At 44.7% G+C, this 14,119-nt stretch carries 10 protein-coding genes; all 10 read left to right on the top strand.

The annotated features are described in order from the left end of the window. The first annotated feature begins 37 nt into the window (after positions 1-37). The 10 genes from NST74_RS15735 to NST74_RS15690 all read left to right on the top strand — a co-directional run bounded on the left by NST74_RS15735 (position 38) and on the right by NST74_RS15690 (position 14,118). Positions 38-805 carry a DUF1836 domain-containing protein gene (locus NST74_RS15735; RefSeq protein ID WP_042128106.1) on the top strand — a complete coding sequence of 256 codons (768 nt, stop codon included), beginning with the start codon at positions 38-40 and terminating at the stop codon, positions 803-805. A gap of 91 nt (positions 806-896) precedes the next feature. Then, positions 897-2,099 carry an MFS transporter gene (locus tag NST74_RS15730; RefSeq protein WP_042132220.1) on the top strand — a complete coding sequence of 401 codons (1,203 nt, stop codon included), beginning with the start codon at positions 897-899 and terminating at the stop codon, positions 2,097-2,099. Between the two features lie 179 nt (positions 2,100-2,278). Further along, positions 2,279-3,883: a TerB N-terminal domain-containing protein gene (locus NST74_RS15725; protein ID WP_341113120.1), complete on the top strand. Its 1,605-nt coding sequence runs from the start codon at positions 2,279-2,281 to the stop codon at positions 3,881-3,883. Positions 3,884-3,898: 15 nt separating this feature from the next. After that, a complete protein-coding gene (locus tag NST74_RS15720; protein WP_341113117.1) occupies positions 3,899-5,218 on the top strand; it encodes an ATP-binding protein in 1,320 nt (439 codons plus the stop codon). After that, positions 5,215-7,413, top strand: a complete 2,199-nt coding sequence (locus NST74_RS15715; RefSeq protein ID WP_341113115.1) for a DEAD/DEAH box helicase — start codon at positions 5,215-5,217, stop codon at positions 7,411-7,413. The genes NST74_RS15720 and NST74_RS15715 overlap by 4 nt, the downstream gene beginning before the upstream one ends. Positions 7,414-7,589: 176 nt before the next feature. Further along, positions 7,590-9,260 carry a spore germination protein gene (locus tag NST74_RS15710; protein ID WP_341113112.1) on the top strand — a complete coding sequence of 557 codons (1,671 nt, stop codon included), beginning with the start codon at positions 7,590-7,592 and terminating at the stop codon, positions 9,258-9,260. A gap of 37 nt (positions 9,261-9,297) precedes the next feature. Beyond that, positions 9,298-10,401: a GerAB/ArcD/ProY family transporter gene (locus NST74_RS15705; RefSeq protein WP_341113109.1), complete on the top strand. Its 1,104-nt coding sequence runs from the start codon at positions 9,298-9,300 to the stop codon at positions 10,399-10,401. Next, positions 10,394-11,584, top strand: a complete 1,191-nt coding sequence (locus NST74_RS15700) for a Ger(x)C family spore germination protein (protein ID WP_341113106.1) — start codon at positions 10,394-10,396, stop codon at positions 11,582-11,584. Before NST74_RS15705 ends, NST74_RS15700 begins: the two co-directional genes overlap by 8 nt. 190 nt (positions 11,585-11,774) lie before the next feature. After that, on the top strand, positions 11,775-13,148 hold the full coding sequence (locus NST74_RS15695) for an extracellular solute-binding protein (RefSeq protein WP_341113103.1): 1,374 nt from the start codon (positions 11,775-11,777) through the stop codon (positions 13,146-13,148). Positions 13,149-13,224: 76 nt separating this feature from the next. Then, entirely contained in the window at positions 13,225-14,118 is an 894-nt protein-coding gene (locus NST74_RS15690; RefSeq protein WP_341113101.1) for a carbohydrate ABC transporter permease, read from the top strand. Position 14,119 lies beyond the last annotated feature (1 nt).

Raw genomic sequence — 14,119 nt, 5'->3', positions numbered from 1 at the left:
TTTTCAGAGAAATATCAAATGGTGGAGGGAAACAGATATGGAATCATTTGCATTGACTCGTGTGGAGATGTCCAGTCTTCTGCTCTCATTGACCGGATTATCAGACCGGAAACCGCTGAATATCCTCCAAGAGGCATGGACTAAATTTCATCTTGATGAAATAGAAAAGGGGACTTCGTTACCCGCTTTTTTATCTACAGATGTTCCACCCATTTTACAAAAGATCATTAAGGGCGATAATGTTAAAGGCTTTTCACTTGGTGAAATTGCTACATTAGGCCATCTTATAGAGTATTCCACGTTGACTGTGACAACTATGCAGAACTGGGTAAAGCGTGACTTTAAGGAGTATCTCGGTTCTCCAAGAGAAGGAAAGAAGTATTCAGTGAATCAGGCGGCGCTTCTATTTATGATCGATGATCTCAAATCTGCCCTTAATTTCGAAAGTATCCGTCAGCTATTCCGATTAATGTTCTTAAAGCCAGATCGAGACGATGATGATCTCATAGAACCGGCAAAACTGTATTATGCATATGCTGGACTTTTTGAGGAGATCAAGAGTAATCCGACTATACAAACGCAATGCAAGGTAGATCAACTGTTGCATAAAGAGTTTTCATGGAAAGAGGATTCCCTGCTTAGAAATTCCACAGATCGTGTAATCAATCGTCTGACGCATCTTACTAGATCTCAGAGAGAATCTGTCCGCAATATATTGCTGATAGCTACGATAGCTGTTCAGACCTGTTATTTTCAATCGCTTGCCAGACAATACTTTAATGCTGCTTTATTTCTTGATTTTTGAACGCTACAATTTTAAAATGTATAAGTGAAACAATCAAAAGTAAGTTTTATTAGAGAGATGTTGGATATAAGGGGGGTTAGAAGTGAATCAAATGACACTGCTGCGGAATCCGAAGCAAAGGAAACTACTCTTCAGCGCAGGCTTAAGCTGGATGTTCGACGCGATGGACGTCGGGATGATTTCTTTTGTTGTCGCGGCTTTAGCCAAGGATTGGAGTCTAGGACCGGAGCAGATCGGTATATTGACAAGTATTAACTCCGTGGGCATGGCTGTAGGTGCCGCGGCGGCAGGAATATTAGCAGATCGATTTGGACGTAAACCTATACTTCTCTGGACACTCCTGATTTTCTCGGCCGCAAGTGGATTGTCGGCTTTTGCTACAGGCTTCGGAATACTCTGTGTACTCAGGTTTATCGCTGGGTTTGGACTTGGCGGGGAGTTGCCCGTCGCCTCAACATTAGTGTCTGAAAGTATGCCTGCCCGTGAGAGAGGCCGTGCGGTTGTGCTGCTGGAGAGCTTTTGGGCGGTTGGATGGATCGCTTCTGCATTAATTGCATTTTTCGTCATTCCTGATTATGGCTGGCGTGTAGCATTCGGTATTGGCGCTGTTCCCGCTCTGTATGCGCTATATTTAAGACGAGCAATAGACGATTCACCGAAGTTTGCAGAGATTAAGAAGGCGCCTGTGTCCTTGAAAAAACGTATCGCAACAGTATGGTCACCGGAGTATCGTCGTTCTACTATTATGCTGTGGATTTTATGGTTTACCGTGGTGTTTTCGTATTATGGCATGTTTCTGTGGTTACCTACAGTTATGGTTCTTAAAGGCTTTAGCTTGGTTAAAAGCTTTGAATACGTGCTTATCATGACACTCGCTCAGCTGCCTGGTTACTTTACTGCCGCTTATTTCATCGAGAAGTTCGGCCGTAAGTTTGTCTTAGTCATTTATATGCTGTTCACTGCTGTGAGTGCTGCATGGTTTGGTAATGCGACTACAGAAGGTATGCTAATGGCTGCGGGGATTTGCTTATCGTTCTTTAATCTCGGAGCATGGGGCGGTATGTACGCTTATACACCAGAGTTGTACCCAACAGCTATTCGTTCAACAGGGGCTGGTTTAGCGACTTCCTTTGGCCGGATTGGTGGTATCATCGCCCCTTTGCTAGTAGGGGTGCTGGTAGGTAAATCTATAGCAATTGGCTCGATCTTTATGTTGTTTTTTGTAACGATTATTATCGGTGCATTAGCAGTGCTCTTCCTAGGAAAAGAGACAAAGGGAACGGAGCTTCTGTAGAGGATAATTCTTCATTACATACTTGATGTTAATCTATCAACAATGCTAATATTTAATAAGAACAAAACGGTTCCTTCACAGTTGTGAACAGGGCCGTTTTTTTTAACATATCGGAAGTAATATATTAGTGGAAACCCTTTACGTTAGTCCTTCTTTTATTAAGAACGGAGCGATCGAACATGAGTAAGGATAGGAATCAGCCTCATTTCACGGAACTAGTCTGGGAAAGTACGGAACAAAATGTTCCGATACCCCCGCGAAATTCATCAGAATCAGCGCTGCCTAAGAGATCTTCTGCAAATAAAGAGAAGCCCAAAATATCTTCTGAGCCTTCTCTGCAGTTACAGCTCTGGGATCTAGAGACTGACACCCCGGAGCCTGTGACAACAACCGAAGGTCAGTTTGTAACACGAGCGAAGGAATTGGAACATAGAACCGAGGATTCGGCACTATTTGTTCCATTTAAGAGTTACTGGCCCACGTATGGTCATATGACAGGCACACAAAGTAGATGGTATTTTTATTGGCGTAACGAAGTTAGACAGGGTAGATATCCAAAAACGGATCTTTCATATATATTTCTTCATGTGTATGAGCTTATTAATGGTGTAGGTTGGAAAGATCCTTATGATGGCTATAAGCAGCTCAGTCAAATCTGGGAAGCTTATCGAGAAAATTATAAACGTCTAGATCAATATTTGGGCGGTTGGATTGCGGACTTCTCGTTTGTTCATCATTTGGATGTGCCTCTATCTTTAATCGTTGCTCGTTCACGCGGTCTTGCCGGTGATCTGGCAGAGCTAGAATTAGAGAGATGTCTTACTGTAGCTCCTGAGCAGCTAACCTTTACGGTATTAACAGCAATGTCGGACTACGATATTAGTAAATCGAAGTTTTATATGGGGGAAGGTAAAGAAGCCCTCGAACGATATATTCCGCAGGTAGTGGCATTAATCAACGCTTATGTTACGCGGAAACATGGATCGAATTTGGTTGAAATGTTCCCGCCTGGACCTTCAGTGATGCGGGAGCGTTATTTATTCCGTAGCGCCGTATATGATATTTCGCTATATGGCTATTCTGTACTTATACCGGTTGTGCGTATCAGTAAATCTCCACCGCTTCGAAGTTTGATTACAAGGCTATTCCGATTGACTGAGAATAAATTACGGGAACTGATGGGATATCGAGGTCGACTCAAAGGGGTTAACGTGGATGCGGATATGGATGACCTAATCACTCGTTTCCTGAAGCGGGAGTTTGAGAAAGAGAAACAGGAGGATAAGGGCCCAGCAGTGGTCATTGACCGTGAGAAGCTTGAAAAACTGCAAAGTGATTCCGAGATTGTAAGAACCATGCTTACGGTTGAGGAAATGAATGAGCTGGAGGAACTTGAGGATAGCGGATTTGAGATTACTAATGAGGAATCCGAGCTTGAAGAAGTAGTACGAAAAGAAGAATTTGAAGATATTGAGGATGAAATCATTGTACCGCTCCAGTCTCTTGAGCCTGAATTAACGATAGAAGAAATTCAATCTGCAAACGTAGATACGGAGTGGGAGCAGTTCGCTAAGGCTTTAAGTCCACTCCAGCATGAAGCGCTCCTTGCGCTTATGAACGAGGATGGAACACAAACCATACAGAAGCTAGCGGCTGTAAACGGCACAATGTCAGAGCTCTTGATTGATGAGATCAATGACATCGCAATGGACATTCTAGGTGATTTGATCATAGATGGTGAAGAAATTGCAGAGGAATATAAAATTTATCTGCTTAATATTTAATGGGGTGAACTTTAGATGGACGTTTTGAAAATTCCTAAACGTATGACGACAGCGCTAGTTAATTCACTGACAGCCGGTGTGGTTCCGCGTATCGGACTAGAACATATAGCCGTTGGTCGTCGGCCAGAGATTGAAGCAATCTTGAGAGATATGGACAATATCTCAGAGGGTGGAGCGGCCTTTAAGCTGATTACAGGCAAATTCGGTAGCGGCAAAAGCTTTCTTTTGCAGATGATCCGTAATTATGCGATGGATCGGGATTTTGTAGTAGCCGATGCGGATCTTTCCCCTGAACGAAGATTAGTGGGAACAAAAGGACAAGGTCTTGCTACATATCGAGAACTGATGAGTCATTTGTCTACCCGGACGCGTCCAGATGGAGGCGCTCTGGAGATTATTTTGCAAAAATGGATCATTACGCTTCAGCAGTCTGTGATGCAGGAGAATGAATACGGCCCTGATCACCCCCAGCTTGGTGATGAAGTTGAGAAACGGATCTATGCTGTAGCCTCCGAAATGCGCGGTTTAGTGCATGGATTTGATTTTGCCAAAGTGCTGGCTTCATATTGGAATGCACATAAGCTCGCTGACGACGATTTGAAGCAGGATTCCCTGCGCTGGCTGCGAGGTGAATTCGCCACTCGAACAGAAGCACGAAAAGCACTTGGTGTTGGCGTGATTATTGATGATGATAATTGGTATGATTATATGAAGCTGTGGGCAGAATTCACTTCTGCTATTGGTTATAAGGGACTGTTGCTGTTTATAGACGAAGGTGTCAATCTCTACAAAATCACGAACAGCATCTCACGTCAGAGTAATTATGAGAAGCTGCTTACGATGTTCAACGATACGATGCAGGGCAAGGCAGAAAGCCTGGGGATTTTTATAGGAGGGACTCCGCAGTTTGTGGAGGATGGACGGCGTGGATTATTTAGTTATGAAGCGCTGCGTTCTAGATTAGTTGCAGGAAGATACGGTGCAGCAGGTCTGAATAATTTCACTGGACCTATTATTGCACTGGACATGCTCTCACATGAAGAAATCCTAATCCTTTTGCAAAAGCTTAGAGATATTCATGCGCTACATTATGGTTATGAAGCACAGTTAACACAGGAACAATTGGTTCATTTTATGGAAGAAGCTGTGGGAAGATTAGGGGCAGACGAGCTCCTGACTCCGCGTGAAGTGGTGCGTGATTTCATGGACCTACTTCACACTTTGCACCAGCATCCGGAGATTTCATTCGAGAAGCTAGTGGGCGAACGAACCTCTAAACCTGCTGATACTGAGCAAAATGAGTTAGATGGATTCCTCGCGGAGTTTGAATTATGAGTGATAATCCGTTTTATAGGCTGGCTCCCTTCATTAAAGAGTTTATTTATAAGAATCGCTGGGAGACGTTGCGTGAGGCGCAGGTGGATGCCTGCCGAGTGCTGTTTGATACGCCGCATCACTTACTGATTGCTTCGGGTACTGCTTCAGGTAAGACTGAGGCGGCTTTTTTTCCAGCGCTTACTGAGTTATATGAACGTCCTTCCGGTTCGGTCGGTATTCTATATATTGCTCCCTTGAAAGCATTGATTAACGATCAATTTACACGGCTGAACGATTTGCTCCGTGAAGGCAATATTCCGGTGTGGCACTGGCATGGGGATGTTCCGCAAGCCGATAAGACGAAGCTGGTGCAGAATCCTTCCGGCGTGCTACAGATTACCCCTGAATCGCTTGAAGGACTATTGATGAACCGCCCGAATGCTATTCCGGCGCTGTTCCATGACTTGCGTTACATAGTCATTGATGAGGTGCATGCCTTTATGGGTGCTGATCGGGGGATTCAGGTTCTGAGTCAGCTGGCGAGAATCTCACGAATGGCGGGATGTCATCCGCGCAGAGTCGGTCTATCGGCTACGCTTAGCGACTATGCTTCGGTGACGGAGTGGCTGGCGGCAGGGACGCGGGAGAGCGTAGAGGTGTCCGCTCCACAGGGCGGGCGTAAGCTCCGTTTAAGTGTGGAGCATTTCTCTTTCCCGGATGCACGGGATGAAGTGCAGGCAGAGTATTTAGAACGCGCGAAGCAGTCTTACTACGATTTCATTTACGATCATACGCATCTTAAGAAAGCGTTGATCTTCACGAATAGCCGCTCGGATGCGGAGACGGCGACTCTTGAGCTGCGGAGAACGGCCGCGAAGCGTGGGGAACGGGATGTTTTTCACGTTCACCATGGCAGCATCTCCGCGATGCTCCGCGAAGAGACGGAAGCCGCGCTGCGGCAAGGCTCCGGACCTGCAGTTGCGGCAGCGACATTGACGCTGGAGCTGGGCATTGATCTAGGAGAGCTGGAGCGGGTGCTCCAGGTCGGCGCTCCCTATAGCTGCGCAAGCTTTGTGCAGCGACTCGGTCGCTCGGGCAGGCGCGGTGACGCCGCATCCGAGATGATCTTTGTCACGCCCGAGGAAGAGGATGAGGAAGCGCAGCTTCCGGCAAGGATGCCTTGGACGCTCCTTCGAGCGATAGCGGTTATAGAGCTATATGTGCGCGAGAAGTGGGTTGAACCACTGGTGGTGCGCCAGCTGCCAGTTGGGCTGTTATACCATCAGACGATGAGCATATTGAAGAGTATGGGGGAGGCGGAGCCGGAGAATTTAAAGGAGGCTGTTCTGAGTTTGCCTTCCTTCAATAGTATTGATCCCGCGGATTACGACATCTTCATGACTTATATGCTGGGCATGGGGCAAATCGAGAAGATGGATGAAGGCAGCTTGATTATTGGGATGGCGGGAGAAAAGATAGTGAATAATTTCCGCTTCTACGCAGTGTTCAAAGACGATGAGGAGCATGTTGTCTATAACGGAACAGAGGAGATTGGATCTATTACAACGGTACCACCGCCAGGGTATTGTTTTACTCTGGCAGGGAAGCTTTGGAAGGTAGAAGAGGTCGATAATCGCCATAAAGCTGTTTATGTTAAAACTTCACGCGGTAAAGTGGATACGCTGTGGCTTGGAGCGGGTGGAGATGTGCATACACGTATCATGACCAAAATCCGCGAAGTCTTAGGGGCTACTGTTTTATATCCGTATTTAGCTCCGAGTGCGGCTGCGCGTCTTGAACGAGCCCGCCGTTTAGCGAAGGAGAGTGGATTGCTTGAACGCTCCGTTATGCCCGCAGGTGGAGATTCGATGTTTATTCTGCCATGGGCGGGTAGTCGGCAGTTCCGCACACTGGAGCGCCTTCTCAAGAACAATTTGAAGAGCTCACAGGGACTTCGATCTATCGTGCCGATGGAACCTTATTATATGGTGGTTGCAGGTAAAACAGATGCAGAAACGCTGGAAGCGGAAATCATTGCTGAAAGTATGGCTGCCTCAGATCCTTTATCATTGTTATCTCCAGATGAGGCACCCTACCTTGGAAAGTATGATGAGTTCATCCCACATGAATTGCTTCGCAAAGCTTTTTCCTTGGATGGACTAGATGTTCCTGGGCTGCTTGAAGTGCTAAAACAATGGCGGCAACCACAGTAAATATAGTAAAGCATTTTAATTGAGACGCCCACTTATGTGGGCGTCTCTTTATGTTCAGACCCTCAGGATATTTACCCTTCGCATCGATATAGACTTTCCTGCTATTCCAAAAGTTGTATAAAAATTTAGCGGACGGAGAATAGTACCAAAAAGATTCCTATTAGAGGATGATTGCGATGTGGTCTAAAATAGTCTCTTATATTCCGGATTGGACAATTTTTATGCAGGCGGCGATCACGCTGCTCTTTCCAATAGGGGTGTATTACCTTTACAAGTATTTGTATTTCTATGTTGGAAGCGGACGCTCCAAGGAGTCAGGAGCTAACGCTCAGGATGCAGAGCCAAAGAAGACAGGCAACGGGGAAGCAAATCAACAGCAGCCTAAGACTACAATGTTTACCCAAAATTACGATGCCGACCTAGCGGTGATAAGAACGGCATTGGAGGGAAACAGTGATGTGCATTTCCGTGAATTTACAGTCAAAGGTATTCAGGCACGTGCCGCATTGGTCTATGTGGAGGGCATGCAGGATGAAGAACTAATCAATCAACAGGTGTTGCAAAATCTGATGTTTGGCGGTGAAATGCAGGCTTCAGAAGGAATATACACCTTCATGAAACAGAATATGCTCCCGCTGGCTCAGCTTAGTGATGCCAGAGATTTGGACCATCTACAGGAGTCTGTCCTGTTTGGATATACCGCACTGATTGTTGAAGGTATGCGAGAGATGCTTCTGGTGGGCTTTCCACATGGGGCTGTGCGCTCGATTAATGAGCCGACTTCGGAGGCTTTACTGCGAGGACCACGGATTGGTTTTACTGAAGTACTCAGTGAGAATACCTCTATGCTGCGGCGACAAGGGCTCAATAAGAATCTGGAAATGAAAAGGGTTAAAGTAGGTAGCGAAATCAAGAAGGATCTGATTATCGCTTATATGAAAAACATTGTAAATCCTGATCTGCTACAGGAAGTGAAGGACCGCATCAACAAAATTGATATGGATTTCATTCTGGAATCTGGTTATGTAGAGCAGCTAATCGAGGATGATTATTTAAGTCCGTTTCAGCAAACACAGAACACGGAAAGACCCGATCGTGTGATTGCCTCCTTATTAGAGGGAAGAGTTGCCATTTTGCTTGATGGCACACCGTTTGCACTTATTGTTCCGGTGACGTTCAGTATGCTTTTGCAGTCTCCCGAGGATTACTATGAGCGCTGGTTTCCAGGAACACTATTACGGGTGCTACGGTTTTGCGCATCATTTCTGGCTCTGTTAGCCCCGGCGCTGTATATTTCTTTTATCTCCTTTCATCCGGGGCTAATTCCTACACAACTGGCGATTTCCATTATCGAAACACGCCAAGGTGTACCCTTTCCTGCTTTAATTGAAGTGTTGATTCTGGAGATTTCTATTGAAATCTTACGTGAAGCTGGAATTCGTCTGCCGAAGCCCATAGGTCCGGCAATGGGAATTGTCGGAGGTCTGATCATTGGAGATGCCGCGGTACAGGCCGGTATCGTAAGTCCCTTTCTAGTAATCGTCGTAGCCGTGACAGCGATCTCTTCGTTTTCCATACCGATGTACAGTGCCGGCATTACCCTCCGAATCTTACGATTCGCAGGCATGTTATTTGCGGCGGTCCTGGGCATGTTCGGAACCATCCTGTTTTTTCTGCTGATTTGCAGTCATCTGACTCGACTTTCAAGCTTCGGGGTTCCTTACATCACCCCTATCTCGCCTTTCCGGGGAAGTGACTGGAAGGATTTATTCGTCCGTGCGCCGTTATCCATCATGAAGCGAAGACCAGAGATGCTGAAGACCCAAAAGAAAAAGCGCAGATCCTAGAAAATGTATTCTTATCAGGAGCAGAGGGGAGACCACAGTGTTCAAACGTACGGATGACAAGATCACAACCTCGCAGGCTGCCATAGTATTGACGAATTCGATGCTGGGTGCCGGAATTCTGACCTTGCCGAGAAGTGTTGTTAAGGCCGTGCAGACACCCGATGCCTGGATTTCTGTGGCGCTGGGTGGTGTCGTCGTGTTTATGGTAATTATGGTTATGGTGAAGCTTAGTCAGCAATTCCCAGGAAAAACTGTTTTTCAGTATTCCAAAAAAATTGTTGGAAAGCTTCCTGGCAGTGTGCTGAGTTCACTGTTAATTCTGTACTTTATAGTCATTGCAGGCTTCGAAATCCGTGTACTGGCGGAAGTGACGCTGTTCTTTCTTTTGGAAGGCACTCCAATCTGGGCGATAGTGATGCCATTCATCTGGGTTGGCACTTATTTAGTGTATGGTGGGATTAATTCTATAGCCCGTGTGTTTCAAATTGTGTTTCCGATCAGTATCTTTATCCTGATCATTTGTTTTATTTTAAGCACCAGAATATTTGATATCCATCATCTGCGTCCTTTTATGAGTGAAGGCCTTCTGCCGGCCGTCCGGGGGATGAAGTCGAGTATCCTGATTTTTACGGGATGTGAGGTTGTGATGACTATAACTGCCTTTATGGAGCATCCGCAGGAAGCGGTTAAAGGGATGATGGTCGGACTCTGCATCCCGCTGGTGCTGTATTTGGTTACTGTTGTGATGGTTATTGGAGGTCTGTCCATCAATTCCGTAATCACCAGTACCTGGCCTACGATAGATTTGGTACGGAGTTTTGAAATTTCAGGTTTCTTTTTTGAACGATTTGAATTTCCGTTGCTAGTCATATGGCTGATGCAGATGTTCTGCAATTTTTGCAGTTTTTTCTTTAATGCGTCACTTGGAATCTCACAGGTGTTCAATTTAAAGATCCATCCGGTAATGTTCGCCTTAATGCCCGTAATCTTCATCTGCACGATGATCCCACAACGTATCAATGATGTCTTCAGTCTTGGTGATTCGATAGGCTATATGGGTGTGCTTATTTTTATATTGTTGCCACTATTATTGTCGATTGTATTACTGATCAGGAAGAAAGGACTCAAGCAGAATGTTTAGACAGAGGGTTATACACTTACTATTAATATTCGTGATTCTGCTTACACAGCCTGGTTGTTGGAGCAGTAAAGAGATTGAAGATCTGAGTGTTTATACAGGATTGGCGCTTGACAAGGGGGAACCTGAGGCGCTCGAACAGGAATTCGAGGAACATGGAGGAGGCTACCAAAAGCATAATAAAGTTACGGCAACCGTACAAATTGTGCCTGAAAGAACAATCGGAAACTCCGGTAAAGATGGGGAAACATCCAAAACCCATTATAACAATATTTCAGAAACAGGGGATTCTCTGCTTGAAGTATTTCGTCAGTTCTCTATTCGTAAGAATCGCCCGATTATAGGTCATCATCTCAAGGTTATAGTCATATCAGAGGAGCTAGTACAGCAGGAGAAGATCAGACGGTTAATGGACTTTGTTCTGCGAGATAACGATATCCGTCCCAGCTGTCTCATATTTCTTAGCCAAGGGCGTGCGTCCGATACGCTTATGACAACCGAGGAGGAGATTCCTTCCTTTCGACTGGCCGAGATGGTTCGTAACAACTTTAGAACTAGTAAAGTTATGAAGGGGATAACGTTATCGAATCTAGATGCGCTGATGTACTCCAAGCAAAGCTTTGTGTTGCAGAACGTTGTGGAGGCACAAGGGGAGATCGAATTTTCCGGAGCCGGTATTATCAAGGGAGATACAGGTCGTTGGATCGGCAATCTTGACCAGCATGATGTGGAGAGTATTGCCTGGATCAAAGGGGATATAAACGGCGGGAGCATCAAAGCATATGATCAGTCGAATGACTCGATTACTTATGAGATTAAATCCGTTAAGAGCAAGATTACGCTGAATGAGACCGATGATAAGAAAATATCATTTCATGTTGCGATTGAGTCCACTGGACGACTAATTGAGAATTGGGATGTGGATGAGCATTCTTCGAATGTTGTTTACCTCAAAGAGCTTGAAAAGATATTCGAAGAGAAATTAACCCAACATATCCATGCACTTATCCGCAAAATGCAATCTACTTACAAAGTGGATGTAGCAGGATTCGGTGATTGGTACAGCATTGAAAAGCCGCATGTCTGGAAACAGATTAAGGATCACTGGGACGAGGAATTTACTCGGATTCCAGTGACCTTTGATTTAAAACTTAAGATTACCGATTTTGGTTCAACATCTGATTGAACGAATTTTCAGACAGAATATCGAAAATAGGTTTAATCGAGGCACCCGAATTAACGGGTGTTTCGTTATGTTCGGACATATATTGTATTTTTCTAGAAAAAACAAACCATTTATCTTAAATTTGACACCTTGTTGAAAGCGCTTAACAGTACAATAATTAGCCTATAACGAAAACAGGGGGCGTCAAACAATGGTCAGCAAAAAAATGAAGGCAACTTCAACAATTGCATTATCAGCAGCTTTGGTTTTAAGTATGGCAGCGTGTGGAAATTCAAACAACAACGAGAGTAAAGGCGCTACAGAGTCGAAAGGGAATACAGCTACGAAAGCTCCAGATGCCGAAACTACAAAAACCGATAGCGGTAAGAAGGTCACGATTACGTTTCAAAATATTTACCCGGATCCAGCCACGCCTTCTTATAAGATGCTTCATGAATTAGTTGACCAATATGAAAAAGAGAATCCTAATATTCACATCGAACTGGACACTTTAAATACGGACCAGCAAAAGGTCAAATTGAAAACACAAGCCGCTTCTAAAGAAATTCCTGATATTACGATTGTTAACCCGGCTGCGCAAATGAAACCTTTCGTTGATGCTAAGCTGTTCGCTCCCCTAAATGACATGCTGGATCAAAATGGACTGAAAGACACCTATCAATCCGGTCTGCTTGATTACTACAGCTTTGACGGCAATGTGTATGCACTGCCAGATGGTAATAACATCGAGGTAGTCTACTATAATAAAGAACTTTTCGAGCAAGCGGGAATCAAAGACACTCCTAAAACATTTGATGAATTACTCCAAGATGTAAAAACCTTGAAAGCAAAGGGCATTACGCCAATCGCGATCGGTGAAAAAGATTCCTGGACGGGTTCATTCTTGTTCATGAATATCCTGCTTCGCACTAATGGAGGACCTGGTTTCCTTCAAGATGTGCTTGATGGCAAAAAAACATTTGAAGATCCTGCTTTCGTAGAAGCTGTAGATCGTTTCCAAGACCTCGTGCAAGCAGGTGCATTCCCTGATGGAGCAACTTCCATTGATGCTAATGCAGGCGGTAATATCTTCAAATCCGGTAAAGCTGCTATGTGGGTTATCGGTTCATGGGAAACAGGCGCAATCGATGCTTCCTCAGTGGCTGGAAAAGCAGGAGCTTTCCAATTCCCAAGCGTCAATGGTAAAGGGGATCCAAATGAATTCATGCTCGCACCAGGTAGCGCCTTTGCGATTTCTGCGAACAGTGAGCATTTACAAGAAACGAAAGATTTCTTGAATTTCTTCACTCTGAATCTTCCTAAAAAACAATTTGAACTTAAAAATGCTGTAGGGATTGGTCAAAAAGTGGATGGAGACCTGAAAGGTGCAGGATATTCGGATCTGGCGATCAACATTTCAGGATTGTTCAATCAGGTTAAAGGTGGCGACTTGGCCTTTGACAACACCATGAACCCAGCTACTGCACAAGTCCACCTCAGCAGTATCCAAAATCTTTTTGTTCAAAAAGTGGATTCCGCTCAAGTAGCTAAAGAACATCAAACCGCATTTGAAGCTAATAAATAAGAAGGTTTTGAAAACGCGATGCGAGGGTGCTTAAACGCTTCTTCGCATCGTGTTTACATTCTAGGGGGCGGAAATAATGAAGGTACTAAAGGTTCCAACGCGCACAATCGCCGTCTTCGTGTTACCTTGCCTGCTTTTGTATGTGTGCTTGGTGTTTGCTCCTATCCTAGTATCCTTTTATACAGGATTGCTGCAATGGGACGGAATTACGACTACGAAAACATTTGCTGGACTTGCTAATTTCAAAGAAATGTTTTTTCATGATCCAGTGTTTTGGCCATCCGTAAGGAGGACCTTGCTCTATGCGGTTGCCTCTATGGTGGAAATTCCATTTTGTTTGCTGATGGCTATTCTTCTAAATCGGTATGTGAGAAAAGGAAACACTTTAGTTTCTATTTACTTTACGCCGGTTATTTTGTCAGTGGTTATCATTGGGCAGCTCTGGAAAACGATCTATGATCCGGTCTCCATGGGAGGGATGTTGAACGGCGTTCTGATCTCACTTGGACTAGATAGCTGGACTCACAATTGGATTACAGAACCTAAAATTGCGATGTTCGCGCTCTATGCAGTATCTCTTTGGCAATATTTCGGCTACCATTTGCTGATTCAATATACTGGGGTTCAAAATATTCCGGATGAGCTGTATGAAGCGGCAAAGATTGATGGGGCAGACGGATTCAAAGCCGACCGATATATCACTTTTCCGCTGATTATTCCAATCTTTAAAATATCTATCGTACTCGCATTTATAGGGTCATTGCAGGCTTTTGATCTTGTTATGGTTATGACAGCCGGTGGACCAGCTCATGCTACAGATGTGATTTCCACACATATGTACAACAGTTCATTCCTATCTTTTAAATATGGATATGGCAGTGCGATCGCTTCGTTTTTGGTTATTCTGTGTCTTGTGTTTACTGCTGGCATTAATACAATCTTTAACAAGCTTGAGAAAAAATTCAGTTAGC

The sequence above is a fragment of the Paenibacillus sp. FSL F4-0125 genome (genome assembly GCF_038008565.1).
Classification (GTDB): Bacteria; Bacillota; Bacilli; order Paenibacillales; family Paenibacillaceae; genus Paenibacillus_AQ.
This window is presented reverse-complemented; position numbering and strand designations above follow the sequence as displayed.